The following is a 17,372-nucleotide window of genomic DNA, read 5'->3' as shown; positions in this document are numbered from 1 at the left end:
CGGCGCGGGTTCACTCGAAATGGGCACGGAGCCTGGCGTGCGCCCCCGCAGGGGCGGCCGCCGCGTCCAGGCCGAGCAGGGCCGCGCCCAGGACCGGCGGGGCCGTCACCACCGCGGGCCGGGCGTGGGGCGCGCGGGCGGACAGCAGGTCCCCGATCCGGGCGTCGAGCTGCGGGTGCCGGGCCGCGAGGACGCCGCCGCCCAGCAGGACGGGGACCTCCTCCTCCAGCAGGCCCAGCCGGTCCAGGGCCACCGTCACCAGCGCCACCACCTCCTCGGCCTGCCGCTCCACGATCGCCGAGGCCACCGGATCGCCCCCCGCGGCCACCGCGAACAGCACCGGCACCAGCTCGTGCAGCCGCCCCCGCGGGATCCCGCCCAGGTGCACGGCCTCGATCAGCCCGGCCATCGACGCCAGCCCGAAGTGGGCCGGCAGCGCCCGGGCCAGCCCGGTGGGCCCGCCGCGCCCGTCCTCGGCCCGCGCCGCCCACCACACGGCCTCCTCCGCCAGGCCGCCCCCGCCGCCCCAGTCCCCGGAGATCCGGCCCAGCGCGGGGAAGCGGGCGGTGCGCCCGTCGGGCAGCATCCCCACGCAGTTGATGCCCGCCCCGCACACCACGGCGACCCCGCGCGGCCGGTCCACCCCGGCCCGCAGGACCGCGAAGGTGTCGTTGCGCACCTCGACGGCCTGCGCCCAGCCGCGCGCGGCGATCGCGTCGGCCAGCTGCCGCTCCTCCACCGGCAGGTCGGCGTTGGCCAGGCAGGCCGAGATCCGCACCGCGTACGGCGGCCCGGCCAGCCCGGCGGCCGCGGCGGCCCGGGCGGCGGCCTCCCCGAGGACGTCCACGGCCGCGGCGACCCCCGTCCGGGGCGGCTGGAACCCCCCGGCGCGGCCGGTGCCCAGGACGCCGCCGTCGGCGCCGACCAGGACCGCGTCCGTCTTGCTGTTCCCCGCGTCCAGCGCGAGCACCGCGGCGGGGGAGGGGCGGCTCACGCCCATGGCAGGTGCTCCTTGTTGTGGGCGAGCAGCCGGTCCGTCAGCCGCTCCGCCAGGTCGAACTGCCCGACCAGCGGGTGCGCGAGCAGGGCCCGGGCGACCCGCTCGCGCCCGCCGCGCAGCGCGGCGTCCAGCGCGAGGTCCTCGTACGCGGTGACGTGCGAGAGGAGCCCGGTGTACAGGGGGTCGGGCCGGGGTACGGCCAGCGGCGCCGGGCCGGAGGCGTCGACGAACGACTGGACCTCGACGACGGCGTCGTCGGGGAGGAAGGGCAGGGTGCCGTCGTTGCGGGTGTTGACGACCTGCACGGCCGGGCCGCCCCCGCCCAGCAGGGCGGCGGCGAGGTCCACGGCCGCCTCCGAGTAGAAGGCCCCGCCCCGCCGGGCCAGCAGCGCGGGCTTCTCGTCGAGCGCGGGGTCGGCGTACAGGGCGAGGAGTTCGCGTTCCATGGCGGCGACCTCGGCGGCCCGCGAGGGCTTCTCGCCGAGCTCCCGGACCACCTCGTCGTGGGAGTAGAAGTAGCGCAGGTAGTACGAGGGGACGACGCCGAGCCGGTCCAGCACCGCGCGCGGCAGCCGGAGGTCGGCGGCGATCGCCTCCCCGTGCTCCGCCAGCAGCCGGGGCAGCACGTCCGCGCCCCCGGGCCCGCCGAGCCGGACGCCGAACTCCCAGGTCAGGTGATTGAGGCCGACGTGGTCGAGGTGGACCTCGGCGGGCGTCACCTCCAGCAGCGCGGCGAACTTCCGCTGGAGGCCGATGGCGACGTTGCACAGCCCGACCGCCTTGTGCCCGGCCTGGAGCAGGGCCCGGGTGACGATCCCGACGGGGTTGGTGAAGTCGATGATCCACGCCTCGGGGGCGGCCCGCCGGACCCGTTCGGCGATGTCCAGCACCACCGGGACGGTGCGCAGGGCCTTCGCCAGTCCGCCCGCGCCGGTGGTCTCCTGGCCGACGCAGCCGCACTCCAGCGGCCAGGTCTCGTCCTGGAGCCGGGCCGCCTGACCGCCGACCCGCAGCTGGAGCAGGACCGCGTCCGCGCCGGCGACGCCCGCGTCCAGGTCGGCGGTGGTGGTGATCCGGCCGGGGTGCCCCTGCCGGGCGAAGATCCGCCGGGCCAGGCCGCCGACGAGCTCCAGCCGCTCGGCGGCGGGGTCGATCAGCACGAGTTCGCCGACGGGCAGGGTGTCGCGCAGCCGCGCGAACCCGTCGACGAGTTCGGGGGTGTAGGTGGAACCGCCGCCCACCACTGCGAGTTTCATCGCTTTCAGCCTTTCACGCCGGTCAGGGTGACTCCCTCGACGAACGCCTTCTGGGCGAGGAAGAAGAGCAGGATCACGGGTGCCATGACGAGTACGGTCGCCGCCATGGTGAGGTTCCAGTTGGTGTGGTGCGCGCCCTTGAAGGACTCCAGTCCGTAGCTGAGGGTCCAGGCGGCGGGGTTGTCGGAGGCGTAGATCTGCGGGCCGAAGTAGTCGTTCCACGCGGCGAAGAACTGGAACAGGGCGACGGCCGCGAGGCCCGGCTTCGCCATCGGCAGGACCACCTTCAGCAGGGTGCGCAGCTCGCCGCAGCCGTCGACGCGGGCCGCGTCGAGGTACTCGTCGGGGATGGTCAGCAGGAACTGGCGCAGCAGGAAGACGGAGAAGGCGTCGCCGAAGGCCATCGGGACGATCAGCGGCCACAGGGTGCCGGACAGGCCGAGCTCCCTCGCCCAGAAGAGGTACATGGGGACGACCACCACCTGCGGCGGCAGCATCATCACGGCGATCACGAGCAGCAGGGCGAGCCGCCGGCCGCGGAAGCGGAACTTGGCGAGGGCGTAGGCGACGGGCACCGAGGACACCACGGTGAGGAGGGTGCCCAGCCCCGCGTAGAGGAGGGTGTTGCGCCACCAGGTGAGGAATCCGGGGGTGTGCCAGACCGTGGCGTAGTTGCCCCATTCCCAGGTGCGCGGCCACAGGTCGCGGGTGAGGGCCTGCCGGTCGCCCATCAGGGAGGTGAGGAGGAGGAAGACGAACGGGAGGACGAAGAACAGGGCGGCGGCCACGGCCAGGGCGTGCACGCCGATCCAGTGCAGGACGGCGCGGCGGCGGGCGCTCACCGCTCCGCTCCCGTCAGTCCGCCGCGGCGGCGCATCAGCAGCGCGGTGAAGGCCATGGACAGGGCGAACAGGACGAGGGCGAGCACGCAGGCGGCGCCGTAGTCGAACCGCTGGAAGCCGAGGTTGTAGACCAGCTGGGGCAGGGTCAGGGTGGACCGGTCGGGGTAGCCGGGCTCGAACTGCTGGCCGGAGCCGCCGATCACCCCGGCGGCGGCCTTCCCGGCGACGAGCGGCTGCGTGTAGTACTGCATGGCCTGGATGACCCCGGTGACCACGGCGAACAGGATGATCGGGGAGATGTTCGGCAGGGTGATGTGCCGGAAGCGGGCCCAGGCGCCGGCCCCGTCCAGCTCGGCGGCCTCGTACTGCTCCTTCGGTACGTCGAGGAGCGCGGCCATGAAGATCACCACCAGGTCGCCGACCCCCCAGACGGCGAGTGCCGTGAGCGCGGGCTTGGACCAGCCGGCGTCGGTGAACCAGCCGGGCGCGGGCAGCCCCACCGCGTCGAGGAGGGTGTTCACGGGGCCGGTGCCGGGGTTGAGGAGGAAGACGAAGGCGAGGGTCGCGGCCACCGGCGGGGCCAGGCAGGGCAGGTAGAACAGGGTGCGGAAGAGTCCGGCCCCGGTCTTGACCCTGGTGACGAGCAGGCCGGCGCCGAGGCCGAAGACCACCCGGCAGGTCACCATGACGACGACCAGCCACAGGGTGTTGCGCAGGGCCGGCCAGAAGAGCGGGTAGTCGGTGAACACGTAGCTCCAGTTCGCCGTGCCGTTGAAGGCGGGCGGCCGGAAGCCGTCGTAGCGGGTGAAGGAGAAGTAGGCGGTGGACAGCAGCGGGTAGGCGAAGAAGACGGCGGAGCCGATCAGCCAGGGCGACAGGAACGCGGCGGTCCGCAGGGCGGAGCGGCGGCGCTTGGCCAGGAGGGTGGGCGGGGCCATCGGACTACTCGGCCTTGGCGATGTCGGTGTCGATCTGCCGGGCGGTGGCGGCCAGGCCCGCCCGGAGGTCGGGCACGTCGCCCTTCTCGGTGCGGTACGCGAAGTTCTGGAAGGTCAGCTGGTAGGTGCCGCCGTCCGCGCGGGCCGGGGTGGTGCTGGACTTCGGGTGCCGGGCGATGTCGAGGAAGGTCTTGAACTCCGGGGTCACCTCCAGCCGCGGGGAGGCGAGGGCGGCCAGCGTCGAGGGGACGTTGTGGATGGCGTTGGCGAAGGAGACCACCGCCTCGGTGTCGGTGGTCATGTACCGCACGAGTTCCCAGGCGGCGTTCTGCTTGCGGCTCGCCGCCGATATGCCCATCACGGTGCCGGAGAGGTAGCCCTTGCCGTAGTCGTCGGCCTGGTCGTCCGGGACGGGCAGCGGGGCGGTGCCGATCTCGAATCCGACCCCGGCCTCCTTGGCCATCGCCGCCCGCCACTCGCCGTCGACCTGCATGGCGACCAGCCCCTTGTGGAAGGGGTGTTCGGCGCTCCACTCGTCGCCGAAGCCGGCCCGGAAGCGTTCCAGCCGCTCGTAGCCGCCGAGCTGGTCCACCAGGTCCTTCTGGGCGGTCAGCATCTTCGCGAACGCCGGGTCCTTCGCCAGGTTGGAACTGCCGTCGGCGGCGAAGTAGGTGGGGCTCCACTGGGCGGCCAGGCGCATGGGGGCGGTCTCGTAGCTGTGGAAGGTGGGCATCACGCCGAGCTGTTCGTACGAGTCCCCGCGCGGCTTGGTCAGCTTCCGGGCGTCCTCGGCGAACCGGCTCCAGGTGCGGGGCGGTTCGGTGATGCCGGCGGCGGCGAAGGCGGTCTTGTTGTAGACGAGCCCGTAGGCGTCGCTCAGCAGTGGGAGCGTGCACTGGTCGCCGTCGAACTGCGTGTACTCCAGCAGGGTCGCCGGGAAGACCTTCGTCTTGTCGACCCCGGACTTCTTCAGGAAGGGGTTCAGGTCGGCGAAGGCGCCGGAGTGGCAGAACGTGCCGACGCTGTCGGTGCTGAAGGAGGAGACCACGTCGGGGGCCTTGTCGCCGCCGGCGCGCAGCGCCTGGTTGATCTTGTCGTCGGTCATGTTGCCGGTGACCTTGACCTTGATGTTCGGGTGCGCCTTCTCGAAGCGGGCGATGTTCTCCCCGATCGCCTTGACCTCGCCGGGCGCGGACCAGCCGTGCCAGAAGGTGAGGGTGGTGTCCGCCTTCGGGTCGTCGGAGGCGGTGGCGGCGCCCTGGCCGGTGCAGGCGGTGGCGAGGAGGGCCAGTGCGGCCAGTGCGGCCAGGGCGGTGGCCGTGGGGGCGGGGCGTCGTCCGGCTGTGGGCATGGCGGGGCTCGCTCTCTGCGGGAGGAACTTCCGAGGGGGGTATGCCGAGCAGGGGGTGCGGGGTGGGGCGGGTGGTGCGGGGGCTAGCGGGAGGTGTCGAAGACTTCCTCCCGGGTGGCGGCCAGGGCGCTCTCCAGGGCGCCGCGCAGCACGGGCCGTTCGCGGACCTGGCCGGAGACCAGCCGGGGACGGGAAGGGGCCAGCTCGGCGAGCTCGGCCTCCAGCAGGGCGCGCAGCGGGTCGCCGCCGGCGGCGATGGCGTCCCCGGCCAGGACCACGATCTCCGGGTCCAGTACGGCGACCAGCGAGGCCAGACCGGTCGCGAGGGCGGTGGCGTACGAGCGGAGGAAGCCCAGGTGCGCCCCCTCGGGCTCGGCGGCGGCCCGCCGCAGCAGGGCGACGGCGGCGGGCACCTGGGCGTCGAGGGGGAGCCCGGAGGTGTCGACGCCCGCCTCCGCGGCGAGCGCGGGCAGCGCCTGGACGCCGGCCAGCTCCTGGTAGCCGCCGGTGTTGGCCCGGGCGACCTGGCGGACCAGGGGGTGCCCGGGTACGGGGAGGAAGCCGACCTCGCCCGCGCCGCCGGTCCAGCCCCGGTGCAGCCGGCCGCCGAGCACCAGGGCGGCGCCGAGGCCCTCCTCGTTCCACAGCAGGACGAAGTCCTCGTGGCCGCGCGCCGCGCCGAGGCGCTGTTCGGCGACGGCGGCGAGGTTGACGTCGTTCTCGTACTCCACGGGCACGGGCAGGGCCGCCGCCAGTTCGTCGAGGAGGGTGGGGGAGTGCCAGCCGGGGAGGTGGCTGGCGTAGCGCAGCCGGCCCGAGCGGGGGTCGAAGGCGCCGGGGGTGGCGATGACCACGCGGCGCAGGTCCTCCGGGCCGAGGCCGGCGTCCGCGACGGCTCCGGCGAGGGCGCCGGTGACCTGGCCGACGGCGTCGGCGCCCTCGGTGTAGGGCAGCTCGAAGCGGCCGGCGACGGCTCCGGTGAGGTCGGCGACGGCGGCGAGCACCCGGTCGGGGGTGACGTCGAGGCCGCCGACGTGGGCGGCGCGGGCGTTGAGCGCGTAGAGCTGGGCGTTCGGGCCGGGCCGGCCCCCGTCCGTCCCGGTGGCCACGACCAGCCCGGCGGCCTCCAGGCGGGCCAGCAGCTGGGAGGAGGTGGGCTTGGAGAGGCCGGTGAGCTGACCGATGCGGGTCCGGGACAGGGGGCCGTGCGTCAGCAGCAGCTCCAGGGCGGCGCGGTCGTTCATGGCGCGCAGCAGGCTGGGCGTTCCGGGCGTGGCGGCGGGCATGACGAGGCTCTCCCTCACCGAAGCGAACTGTTAGGTAAGTTTCCTATTGTCTGCCGAGCCCTGTCAATGAAACCGCCCCGCCGGAAGACCGGCGGGGCGGAGGCTCGGGGACCGTGGGGTCACTTGGTGACCGGGGGCGTGACCGGCGGCGGGATCGGGGTCGTGGCCAGCGACTGCGCAGAGGCGGGGTTGGCCAGGACCGACGGCGCGGCGACCGAGGCCGACGGGTCGGCCGGGGCCTCCTCCTCGCCGGCGGCCTCCAGTCCGCCGATGATCCGGATGCCGGCGGCGTCGAAGGCCTCCTTGATCCGCCAGCGCAGCTCGCGCTCCACGGCGAACTGCTGGCCCGGCATCGTCTTCGCGGACACCTTCACGGTCATCGAGGCCAGCAGCACCTCGTCCAGGCCCAGCACCTCCACCGGACCCCACAGCCGCTCGTCCCACGGGGACTCCTTGGCGAAGGCGTCGGCCACCTCCTGGAGGGTCTCGCGCAGCCGCGCCAGGTTCTCGGTCGGCTTCACCTGCACGGCCACGCCCGCGGTCGCCCATCCCTGGCTGAGGTTGCCGATGCGCTTGATCTCACCGTTGCGGACGTACCAGATCTCACCGCTGTCGCCGCGCAGCTTGGTCACGCGCAGACCGACCTCGATCACCTCGCCGGAGGCCACGCCCGCGTCGATCTTGTCGCCGACGCCGTACTGGTCCTCCATGATCATGAACACGCCGGACAGGAAGTCCGTCACCAGGTTGCGGGCACCGAAACCGATCGCCACACCGGCCACACCGGCACTCGCCAGCAGCGGGGCCAGATCGATCTTCAGCGCCGCCAGCACCATCAGCGCGGCCGTCCCCAGGATCAGGAACGAGGCCACGGAACGCAGCACCGAGCCGATCGCCTCGGAACGCTGGCGCCGCCGCTCGGCATTGACCAGCAGCCCGCCGAGCGCGGTGCCCTCCACGGCCTCCGCGCTGGTGTTCATCCGGCTTATCAGCTTGGTCAGCGCCTTTCGGACCACCGAGCGGAGCGCGGCCGCGATCACGATGATCAGCAGGATGCGCAGGCCGATGCTCAGCCAGGTGGCCCAGTTCTCCTCGATGAAGCTCGCGGCGTTGGTCACGCTCTCGGCTGCGTCGTCGGTGGCGGTCGCTGCCAACGGGAGCAGGGTGGCGGGCGAGGGCACGGGGAACCTCCAGGCATGGCGTCCTGCCCGCGGAAACGGAACGGGGTGTACGGGCAGGCCTTCCACACTAACCGGGCACGGGACCGACCTCGTTGCCGTGTTCGAGGGAGAGACCGCCCTCACCTGGGGATGAAGGGAGTGTGGTTGAAAACACCTCGGGCCCGTTACCGGCGCGTGGTGGCGTTTCGACCAGCCGTAAGGGGAGACTGGAGAACAGATCGTCCCGGCGCGAGCCACGCGCCGCCGGCGTACAAGGAGGCAGTCCGTGCCGCACGTCCTGGTCCTCAACGCGTCGTACGAGCCCCTCGGCGTCGTACCGCTCCGCCGCGCGCTCGTCCTCGTCCTGGAGAACAAGGCCATCTCCCTGGAGGAATCCGGCGCCTTCCTGCACAGCGCGACACAGGCCGTCCCCGCGCCCAGCGTGGTCCGGCTCAAGCGCTTCGTGCGGGTCCCCTACCGGGGGCCCGTTCCACTCACCCGCCGCGCGCTGTTCGCCCGCGACGGCGGCCGCTGCATGTACTGCGGGGCCGTCGCGACGAGCGTGGACCACGTCATCCCGCGCAGCCGGGGGGGCCAGCACGTCTGGGACAACGTGGTCGCCGCGTGCCGGCGCTGCAACCACGTCAAGGCCGACCGCCACCTGCTGGAACTGGGGTGGCGGCTGAGGCACCAGCCGGCTCCGCCCTCGGGGCTGGCCTGGCGGATCATCGGCACCGGGCACCGGGATCCGCGGTGGATGCCGTACCTCCAGCCGTACGGGGCGGAGGACGCCCTGGAGCGCATCGGCGTACCGGCCACCGCCGCCGCGTCCTGAGGGGCCGCCGCCGCGCGGGGCGGGCCGGTGACGGCACCCCGCGCTGCGGCAACCCGGCGGCCGGCCTTACGGCGCCACCGCGAACGCCGTCGCGGACCACAGGCTGCACCCGTAGCGCGTGGCGCGCCGGTCGCACGTGACGCGGAGGAACCGGGTGTCCGGGGCGGGATCCAGGCGGACGGTGTCCGTGCCGCCGCGGGAGGAGACCGACGCGGCCGGGCGCCAGGTGACCCCGTCCGAGGAGGTCTCCACCCGGAACGCCGACGCGTACGCCTCCTGCCAGTGCAGGGTCAGCAGCCCGATCCGGGCCGGGGCGGCCAGCTCCGCCTGCCACCACGCCCCGTCCACCGGCTTCGAGGACCACCGGGTCGCCTCCGAGCCGTCCACCGCCGCCGACGCGGGGAAGCGCGCCGACTCGTCCCCCGAGGAGGTGACCTTCGCCGTCCGCAGCAGGTCCGGGCCGCCGGTGCGCGGGACCGCCCGGACGGTGAGCGTGCGCACCTGGCCGTCGAAGGCGAGGGGGATCGCGTACGTGCCCGGCGGGGTGGACGCCGGGACGCGGATCTCCACCGGCAGGGAGAGCCGGCCCCCGCGCGGCAGCGTGACCTCGCCCGGGAGGCGGACCTCGATGCCCGCCGGCGGGGGCCCCGACAGGGTGAGGGAGCCCCGGACCTCGCCGGGGCGGACCGCCGACAGCTGCGCCGCCACCGTCCGCGCGGCCCCGCCGGCCTCCACGTCCACCCGGCCCCCGTCCGGCAGTTCGAACCCCGCCTGCGGATCGTCCGCGAACCACGGCACCACCTGGTGGACCACCGGTTCCTCACCGGCCCACGACAGCCGCACGGCGTCCGCCCGGACGCCGCCCGCGTCGGCCTGCGTCCACCCGGACGCCGCCGCCTCCCCGATACGGCGCCAGCCCTCGCCGGGCACGTGGACCTCCACCGCCGCGCCCCGCGATCCGGGCGCCAGCGGGTCGGTCATCGCCGTGACCGCCGCCAGCGGCCGCGGCTCCTCCAGCCACACCGTCCACGCGCCGGGATCGCGCCGCACGGTCCCGGCCGGCCGGGCCGCGCCGGTCCAGGCGTCCGACTCCGCCGCCGCCTTCGCCAGGAACGGGTCCAGCACCGAGGCGTCCACCCGGGCCCCGTCCCGCTCCGCCAGCCCGCTCCGCGCCGCCGCCAGGTCCCGCGAGGCCTGCCAGGCGGCCGCCCCGTCCCCCCGGGCCTCCGCGCGCAGCAGGTCCACCGCCAGTTCGCCCGCCGCCCCGTACCGCGAGAGCCGCTCCAGCCACGGCCCCGCCTCCCCGGAGAGGCCGGGCAGCCGCGCCGGGGCCTCCCGCAGCACCGTGAACGCCGCCCGGAGCCTGTCGCCCGCGGCCTTGTCCCCGGCCGCGCGGGCCCGCCAGAACTCCTCCACCAGCGGCTTGAGGTAGGCCGACTCCTCCAGCTTCAGCCCGGAGGAGGCCGTGTTCCCGGCCAGCGCGGCCAGCGCCGCGCGGGTCCGCTGGTCGGGGCCCGACAGGTCGCGCACCGCCGCCGCCCAGGACTCGCCGGGCCGGTACCCGCTCGGGTTCCAGGCGTAGTCGGCGGCCGTGAACAGCGGGATCCGCGACAGGGTGCCCTGCGGCATCGCGTTGGCCAGCACCGCCGCCGAACCGCCCGCCACCGCCGGCTCGCGCCCGGCGTACGGGCCGAGGAAGATGCGGTCCGGGTCCCAGTCGTTGACCGGGTAGTTGTCCATCGTCACCAGCGGGTGCCCGAGGGCGGAGCGCGCCCCGGCCAGCTCCTTGCCGGTGATGGTGCGCGGCACCACCCCCACGCCCGTCCAGGCCACCTCCACCCGCGGGTCCAGGGCCCCGGCCAGGGCCGTCCGGTAGGCGGTGGCGCCCTCCTGGAAGTACTCGGTCGGCAGCAGCGACAGCGGGGCCGCCCCCGGATGCCGCTCGGCCAGGTGCGCCGCGAGCTCGCCCGCGACCTCCGCGTGCGCCTTCGCCGCCGCGACGGGCCCCGTCCCGTACCGCACCCGGTCGGCGCGGCAGCCCCACTCGGCGTAGCTGACGTCCTGGAACTGCAGCTGGAACGCCCGGAAGCCCAGGTCCCACATGGCGTCCACCTTGTGCAGCAGCGCCGCCCGGTTCTCCGCCGAGGCCAGGCACATCGACTGGCCCGGGGACACCGCCCAGCCCAGCGTCACGTGGTCGGCCCGGGCCCGTTCCGCCAGCGCGCGGAAGTCCTCGCGGGCCGCCTCCGGGTACTCCTCGCGCCAGGCCGTCGTCCGGTACGGGTCGTCACCGGGCGCCAGCAGCAGCCGGTTCTGCTTGGTGCGGGCCAGGAAGTCCAGCTGCGCGAGCCGCTGCTCCCGGGTCCACGGCTGCCCGTAGAACCCCTCGGTGACCCCGCGCACCGGTGCGATGGGCCAATCCCGCACCAGCATCCCGGGCACCTTCCCGCCCCCGGCCGCCAGCAGCTGACGCAGCGTCTGCGCGGCGTGGAACAGCCCGTCCGCGCCCACTCCGGCCAGCGCGACCGTGTCCCGGCCCGCGGCCTTGCCCACCGCCAGCCGGTAGCCGCCCTCGGGCAGGTCGCCCGCGGGGGCCGCGCCGAGCGTCCGCAGCGCCGCCTCCGCGTCGGGCCCCTGGAGCCGTACGACGAGGGCCCCTTCGGGCAGCACCGCCCCCGGCGGCCGGTCGTGCAGGGTCCGTACGCCGGCCGCGCGCAGGGCGGCGCGCACGACGCCCACGGCGTACGGGTCCACGTCGGCCGGCGCCACCAGCACCGCCTCCGCCGCCACCGGCACCTCCCGGGCCGGGTCGGCCGACGCCGACTGCGGCCGGGGCCACACCGCCGGACCCTCGGAAGGGGCTCGCGGAACGTCGTACGCCGGGTCGAGGAGCGGTCCCGGGCCGCCGGAGGCCACGGCGGCGGACCCGCTGTCGGGGCGCGGCACGGCCGGGGACCCGGGCGTGGCGGCCAGCATGCCCTCGGGGACCGAGGCCGCGGCCCCGCCCAGCAGCGAACCTATGACGGCGACCGCCGCGGCGGTGCTCCGCTTCCTGCCCCTGAGCTGCACGGAGCCTCCCCGTCCCGAGTCGTCCCCCGCCCGTACGAATGAGCCCGAGCCCACCACCCGTGCGGCTGAAGTGTCAATCCACGGCGGGCGATCTGACCAAGATCGGCCGGGAATGCGGTGCCCCGGACTGGGTATGGCTGCGGTGTCCGGCGCAGGTGTTGCATGGGCGGGTCCGCCGGACCGGCCGGGTCCGGAGCACCGGCCCGAAGCACGTACGAGGGAGCCCCCATGAAGACCCGCACCGCGCCGCCCGCCGCCCGTGGCCGCGCCCCGCTCGCCCACCTGCCCGCCCGGTCGGGTCCCGCGGACGTGCCCCCGGCCGGGGCACCGGCGTTGTCAGGGTGCGCGGACGCGCCGCTGACCAGTGAAACCCCGCTGCCCGGCTCGGCGTACGCCCCGCTGACCAGCGAGACCCCGCTCGTGCACGAGGCCCCGCTCACGAGCGAGGCGATCTCCTAGCCCTCCCAGCCCCAAGGATGCAGATGGACGACCTCGCCCGGCTCGCGGCCCACCACGGCGTCGCCACCTCCTACCAGCCCGCCGAGGACGTCACCGTCCGGGTGCCCCCGGCCACGGTCCGCTCCGTGCTCGGCCTGACCGGGATTCCCGTGGACACCCCCGAGGACGTACGGCAGATGGCCGACTCCGCCGAACAGGAGGCGGCCGGGCGGCTGCTCCCGCCGACCGTGGTCCAGTGGCGCGGCGAGCCCGTCCCCGAGGCGCTGACCGCGCTGCCGGCCGGGACCCGGCTGCGGCTGACCCTGGAGGACGGGGCCGGGGAGGCGGCGTGGGACCCGCAGCCGCCCCTCGGGGTGCACCGGCTGACCGCCGAGACCCCCGACGGCCGCACCGCCGGGGCCACCCTGATCGTGGCCCCGGACCGGGCCCCGGCGGCGCCCGAGCGGGCCCACGGGCTGCTCGTCCAGCTGTACTCCCTGCTCTCCGAGCGGTCCTGGGGCATGGGCGACCTCGGCGACCTCGCCGCACTGGCCCGCTGGGCCGCACACACCCATGGCGCCGGGTTCATCCAGGTCAACCCGCTGCACGCGGCCGTCCCCGGCGCCCCGACCGACCCCTCCCCCTACCGGCCCGCCACCCGGCGCTTCCCCGACCCGGTGTACCTGTGCGTCGAGGACCTCCCCGAGTGGGAGGCCTGCCCGGACCGCGCGGCCCTGGCCGAACTGGCCGGGCGGGGCGGGGAGCTGCGCCGCGAGGTGCTGGAGAAGGGCGCCCTGATCGACCGGGACGCCGTGTGGGCCCTGAAGCGGGCCGCCCTGGACCTGCTGTACTCCGTCCCGCGCGCCCCCGCCCGGGAGGCCGCCTACCGGGCGTTCCGCGCCGCCCAGGGCGAGGGGCTGGCCGCGCACGCCGCCTGGTGCGCGGCCGCCGCCGGCGAGGACCCCGGGGAGCGGGCCGACTTCCACGCCTGGCTGGTCTGGCTGACGGACACCCAGCTGACCGCCGCCCAGCGGGCCGCCCGCGAGGCGGGGATGGAGGTGGGCATCGTCCACGACCTGGCCGTCGGCGTGCACCCCGACGGCTCGGACGCCCTCACGGGCCCCTTCCACGCCCGGCACGTGTCCGTCGGCGCACCGCCGGACGCCTTCAACGCGCGCGGCCAGGACTGGGGGCTGCCGCCCTGGCGGCCCGACGCGCTGGAGGCCGCCGCGTACGCCCCCTTCCGGGCCCTGCTGCGCGGGGTGTTCCGGTACGCGGGCGCGGTGCGCGTGGACCACGTCATGGGCCTGTTCCGGCTCTGGTGGATCCCCGAGGGGACCCCGCCCGCCGAGGGCACGTACGTCTCCTACGACGGCGAGGCCATGCTCGCCGTCCTGGTCCTGGAGGCCCACCGGGCGGGCGCGGTGGTGGTCGGCGAGGACCTGGGGACGGTCGAGCCCCGGGTCCGGGAGGCGCTGGCCCGGCGCGGGATCCTCGGGACCTCCGTGCTCTGGTTCGAGCGGGACTGGTCCGGGGACGGGCAGCCCCTGGCGCCCGGGGCCTGGCGGGCCGACTGCCTGGCCACCGCGACCACCCACGACCTGCCGCCGACCGCCGCCAAGCTGGCCGGCGCGCACGTCGAACTCCGCGACCGGCTGGGCCTGCTGACCCGCCCGGTGGAGCAGGAGCGGGCCGAGGACGCCGCCGACACCGCGCAGTGGCTGCGGTTGCTGGACGGGCTGGGGCTGGAGGCCAAGGACGAGGAGGGCGCCGTACGGGCCCTGTACGCCTTCCTGCTGCGCACCCCCGCCCGGCTGGTCGGCGTGTGGCTGCCGGACGCGGTGGGGGACCGGCGGCCGCAGAACCTGCCGGGCACCTGGGACCAGTACCCCAACTGGCGGCTGCCGGTGGCCGACGCGGCGGGCCGGCCGCTGACGCTGGAGGCGCTGACGGCCTCGCCCCGGGCGAACGCCCTGCTGAGCGCGGTGCGGGAGGGCGCGCAGACCCGTACGGCACCCCCGGGCGCGCGCCCGCTTTAGGTGTTCGCTACGTTTGCACCGTGGACAAGAAGAACGCTCTGCGCGCCGGCGCCGTCTCGGCCGGAACCGCGCTGATGATGCTGCTGATGACGTCTCCCGCCCTGGCGCTCACCCGCGACGACGGCGACGACCCGGGCAAGGGGCTGAGCATCGGCGAGACCCTCGGCCTCTACGTGGCCGCGCCGATCGTGATCTTCCTGGTCATCGCGGGTCTCGTGATGGTCGGCGACAAGTCGCGCAAGCAGCAGAACCAGGGCTGACCCGCCCCCGGGCGGTCCCAGCACTCCAGCACTTCCGGGCGCCGGAGGTCCGCGGAGCCGGCACGAGCCGGTCCCGCAGCGACCTCCGGCGCCTTGGCGTACCCGGGTACGGGCGCCCGGGCGCGGGGCGTCCCCGGGCCCCGGGCGCGCCGGCCTCAGGGCATGTCGGCGAGGAGCTTGCGCAGCAGGCCGCCGAGCACCTCGACCTCCTCGGGGCTGAAGTCGGCGAGGCCGGCCCGGTTCACCTCGATGCCGTCGGCGACCGCCTCGTCCACCAGGGCCAGTCCACGGTCGGTCAGGGTCACCTGGAGCCCGCGCCGGTCGTTCGGGTCGGGGCTGCGGGTCAGCAGCCCGGCCTTCTCCAGCTTGTCCAGGCGCCCGGTCATACCGCCCGTCGTCAGCATCAGGGTGGCCGACAGCTGGCGCGGCGAGAGCGTGTACGGGGTTCCGGATCGCCTCAGCGTGGCGATCACGTCGAACTCCCCGCGCGACACTCCATGGCGGTTGTACGCGCGCTCCACCGCGTCTCCCATGGCCTTCGAGATCCGGTAGATCCGGCCGAAGACGGCCATGGGCGTGGTGTCGAGGTCGGGACGCACCGCGTACCACTGGTCGGTGATCGCGTCGACGGCGTCCTTGGCGGTGTCCTTCTGCAGTGCGGTCATACCCACCAGTATCCGGTTCCGCTTACTCACTCACAAGAAAGTCGCTTGCTAAAAAGTAGCTTAGTGCTAAGCTACTTACCAGCGACCTACCCGGGGAGGCCGGGACGGGCCCCCGGGTGGGTCGCGGCCAACGTCCCCACCCGCCGTACCCGCCACCTGCCCGAGGAGTGAGTGACCGTGAACCGAGTCACCACCATCGTTCTGACCGCACTCGCCCCCGTCTCCTGGGGCTCGACCTACTTCGTCGCCAGTGAGATGCTGCCGCCGGACCGGCCGCTCTTCACCGGCGCGATGCGGGCCCTGCCCGCCGGTCTCCTGCTGGTCGCCCTCTCCCGGACGCTCCCCAAGGGCGCCTGGTGGTGGAAGTCGGCGGTCCTCGGCACGCTCAACATCGGCGCCTTCTTCCCGCTCCTCTTCCTCGCCGCCTACCGCCTCCCCGGCGGGGTCGCCGCCGTCCTGGGCTCCGCCGGCCCGCTCTTCGTCGTCGGACTGGCCGCCCTGCTGCTCGGCGAGCGGGCCCGGCTGCGCAACGTCCTCGCCGCGATCGTCGCCGCCCTCGGCGTGAGCATGGTGGTGCTGACCTCCCAGGCACAGCTCGACCTCGTCGGCGTCATCGCCGGCATCGTCTCCTCGGCCTCCATGGGCGCCGGCACCGTGATGACCAAGCTCTGGGGGCGCCCCGAGGGCGTCGGGCCGCTGGCCGTGACCGGCTGGCAGCTCACCGCCGGCGGACTGGTCATCATCCCGATCGCCGCCCTGGTCGAGGGCGCCCCGCCGGCGCTCGACGGCAAGGCCTTCCTCGGGTACGGCTACATGATGCTGATCAACACCGGTGCCGCCTACTTCCTCTGGTTCCGCGGCATCGGCAAGCTCTCCGCCACCTCGGTCACCCTGCTCGGCCCGCTCTCCCCGCTGACCGCCGCCGTCATCGGCTGGGCCGCGCTCGACCAGTCGCTGACCTCCGTGCAGGTGCTCGGCATGGCGATCGCCTTCGGCGCCACCGTGTACGGCCAGCTCCCCGGCCGGGCTCCCAAGGCGGAGGCCGCGGCGGAGGCGGCCGGGCCGGAGCAGGCCGCGGCGCAGGCCCCGGCGGTCGAGGCCCCCAAGGTGAAGCTCGCCTGAGGCCCCGGCACTCTTCCCCCGGTCCCCGGGAGGTCGGTATCCGACCTCCCGGGGACCTTTCGTTTTCACTTAACCGACCTGTCAAAATCTTTCGATGGACCTGGATGGTCCCGGGATGCGACGGTAAGCGCACCACAACCGACGAAACCCGGAGGGGGACACCAGAAGTGGCCGTCACGGACCGCGCCCGGACCATCTCACAGCAGGACCGGCAGCCCACGACCGGCACGGGGACGAAGGGGGCCCTCGGCCTCGGCGTCCTCCTCGCCCTGCTGGCGACGGTCGTCTGGTCCGGCAGCTTCGTCGCCACCCGCGGCATGGCCGGGACCGTCCCGCCGGTCCAGGCCGTCTTCTGGCGCTGGATCATCGCCGCCGTCGCGGTCGCCCCCTTCGCCGCCCGCCAGGCCTGGCAGCAGCGCGCCCTGATCCGCCGCCACCTCGGCTACATCAGCCTCGCCACCCTCTTCGGCGTCACCCTCTACAACACCCTCGTCCACCAGGCCGGGCTGACCACCTCCGCCTCCAACATGGGCACGATCATGGCGGCCTCGCCGGTCGTCATGGCCCTCTACGCCCGCCTCGGCGGAGAGCGGCTCGGCGCCCGGCGCGTGGCCGGGATGCTGCTCGCGGCCTTCGGCGTGCTGCTGCTGGTCGGCGACGGCTCCCTGAGCTTCGACTTCGGCGCCGGCGACCTGTGGATGTTCGCCGCCGCCTTCTCCTTCGCCACCTACAGCGCACTCCTCAAGCGCAAGCCCGCCGAGATCGGCGGACTGGCCTTCCTGATCACCACCTTCGTGCTCGGCGCCCTGATGCTGGCCCCCGCGTACGCGGTCTCCCTCACCGTCCAGGGCGGCTTCGAGGCGACCGCCGGCACGGTCGGCCCGCTCCTCTACGTCGGGGTCTTCTCCTCCGCCGTCGCCTTCTTCGCCTGGAACCGGGCCGTCTCCCTGATCGGCGCGGCCCGCGCGGGCGTCGTCTACTACCTCCAGCCCGTCTGCGTCGCCGGCCTCGGCCTGCTCCTGCTGGGCGAGCGCACCGGCCCGGCCCAGCTGCTGTGCACGGCCCTGATCCTGGGCGGGGTCGCCCTGGGCAGTGCGGCCCGCCGGTAGTT

General features: G+C 74.8%; 15 protein-coding genes. 6 read left to right on the top strand and 9 right to left on the bottom strand.

The genetic code is table 11. From position 1 onward, the window contains the following. Positions 1-10: 10 nt before the first annotated feature. The 7 genes from ACZ5NJ_RS06780 to ACZ5NJ_RS06750 form a co-directional block, all read right to left on the bottom strand. Positions 11-1,000: an N-acetylglucosamine kinase gene (locus ACZ5NJ_RS06780; protein WP_468763538.1), complete on the bottom strand. Its 990-nt coding sequence runs from the start codon at positions 998-1,000 to the stop codon at positions 11-13. Beyond that, positions 991-2,256 carry a 6-phospho-beta-glucosidase gene (locus ACZ5NJ_RS06775; RefSeq protein ID WP_468763536.1) on the bottom strand — a complete coding sequence of 422 codons (1,266 nt, stop codon included), beginning with the start codon at positions 2,254-2,256 and terminating at the stop codon, positions 991-993. Before ACZ5NJ_RS06775 ends, ACZ5NJ_RS06780 begins: the two co-directional genes overlap by 10 nt. 5 nt (positions 2,257-2,261) lie before the next feature. Then, on the bottom strand, positions 2,262-3,188 hold the full coding sequence (locus ACZ5NJ_RS06770; RefSeq protein ID WP_468763874.1) for a carbohydrate ABC transporter permease: 927 nt from the start codon (positions 3,186-3,188) through the stop codon (positions 2,262-2,264). After that, positions 3,095-4,036: a carbohydrate ABC transporter permease gene (locus ACZ5NJ_RS06765; RefSeq protein WP_468763534.1), complete on the bottom strand. Its 942-nt coding sequence runs from the start codon at positions 4,034-4,036 to the stop codon at positions 3,095-3,097. Before ACZ5NJ_RS06765 ends, ACZ5NJ_RS06770 begins: the two co-directional genes overlap by 94 nt. 4 nt (positions 4,037-4,040) lie before the next feature. Then, positions 4,041-5,387, bottom strand: coding sequence for an ABC transporter substrate-binding protein (locus ACZ5NJ_RS06760; protein ID WP_468763532.1), 1,347 nt, complete (start codon positions 5,385-5,387; stop codon positions 4,041-4,043). 83 nt (positions 5,388-5,470) lie between these two features. Beyond that, a complete protein-coding gene (locus ACZ5NJ_RS06755; protein ID WP_468763530.1) occupies positions 5,471-6,673 on the bottom strand; it encodes an ROK family transcriptional regulator in 1,203 nt (400 codons plus the stop codon). Positions 6,674-6,792: 119 nt separating this feature from the next. Then, a complete protein-coding gene (locus tag ACZ5NJ_RS06750) occupies positions 6,793-7,854 on the bottom strand; it encodes a mechanosensitive ion channel family protein (RefSeq protein ID WP_468763528.1) in 1,062 nt (353 codons plus the stop codon). A gap of 265 nt (positions 7,855-8,119) precedes the next feature. On the opposite strand from ACZ5NJ_RS06750, the gene ACZ5NJ_RS06745 reads away from it, so the two are divergent. Then, entirely contained in the window at positions 8,120-8,668 is a 549-nt protein-coding gene (locus ACZ5NJ_RS06745) for an HNH endonuclease (protein WP_468763525.1), read from the top strand. A 66-nt stretch (positions 8,669-8,734) separates the two neighbouring features. Here ACZ5NJ_RS06745 and ACZ5NJ_RS06740 read toward each other — a convergent pair whose 3' ends face one another. Beyond that, positions 8,735-11,737 carry a beta-N-acetylglucosaminidase domain-containing protein gene (locus tag ACZ5NJ_RS06740; protein WP_468763523.1) on the bottom strand — a complete coding sequence of 1,001 codons (3,003 nt, stop codon included), beginning with the start codon at positions 11,735-11,737 and terminating at the stop codon, positions 8,735-8,737. Between the two features lie 228 nt (positions 11,738-11,965). Between ACZ5NJ_RS06740 and ACZ5NJ_RS06735 the strand changes: the two genes are divergently transcribed. Genes ACZ5NJ_RS06735 through ACZ5NJ_RS06725 form a run of 3 tightly spaced genes read left to right on the top strand, consistent with a single transcriptional unit; the run spans position 11,966 to position 14,474 of the window. Further along, on the top strand, positions 11,966-12,196 hold the full coding sequence (locus tag ACZ5NJ_RS06735; protein WP_468763521.1) for a hypothetical protein: 231 nt from the start codon (positions 11,966-11,968) through the stop codon (positions 12,194-12,196). Between the two features lie 17 nt (positions 12,197-12,213). Next, positions 12,214-14,214, top strand: coding sequence for a 4-alpha-glucanotransferase (locus ACZ5NJ_RS06730; protein WP_468763518.1), 2,001 nt, complete (start codon positions 12,214-12,216; stop codon positions 14,212-14,214). Positions 14,215-14,234: 20 nt separating this feature from the next. Then, positions 14,235-14,474 carry a hypothetical protein gene (locus tag ACZ5NJ_RS06725; RefSeq protein WP_468763516.1) on the top strand — a complete coding sequence of 80 codons (240 nt, stop codon included), beginning with the start codon at positions 14,235-14,237 and terminating at the stop codon, positions 14,472-14,474. A gap of 155 nt (positions 14,475-14,629) precedes the next feature. Here the strand turns inward: ACZ5NJ_RS06725 and ACZ5NJ_RS06720 are convergent, their stop codons facing one another. Then, entirely contained in the window at positions 14,630-15,139 is a 510-nt protein-coding gene (locus ACZ5NJ_RS06720; RefSeq protein WP_468763514.1) for a MarR family winged helix-turn-helix transcriptional regulator, read from the bottom strand. A gap of 171 nt (positions 15,140-15,310) precedes the next feature. Here ACZ5NJ_RS06720 and ACZ5NJ_RS06715 point away from each other — a divergent pair, with 171 nt between their 5' ends. Further along, complete coding sequence (locus ACZ5NJ_RS06715) at positions 15,311-16,261, top strand: EamA family transporter (protein ID WP_468763511.1); 951 nt, start codon at positions 15,311-15,313, stop codon at positions 16,259-16,261. A gap of 167 nt (positions 16,262-16,428) precedes the next feature. Continuing rightward, positions 16,429-17,370 (top strand): DMT family transporter, encoded by a 942-nt coding sequence (locus tag ACZ5NJ_RS06710; RefSeq protein ID WP_468763509.1) that lies wholly within the window; start codon positions 16,429-16,431, stop codon positions 17,368-17,370. Positions 17,371-17,372: the final 2 nt, after the last annotated feature.

The organism is Streptomyces sp. NPDC032091, from assembly GCF_055580265.1.
This window is presented reverse-complemented; position numbering and strand designations above follow the sequence as displayed.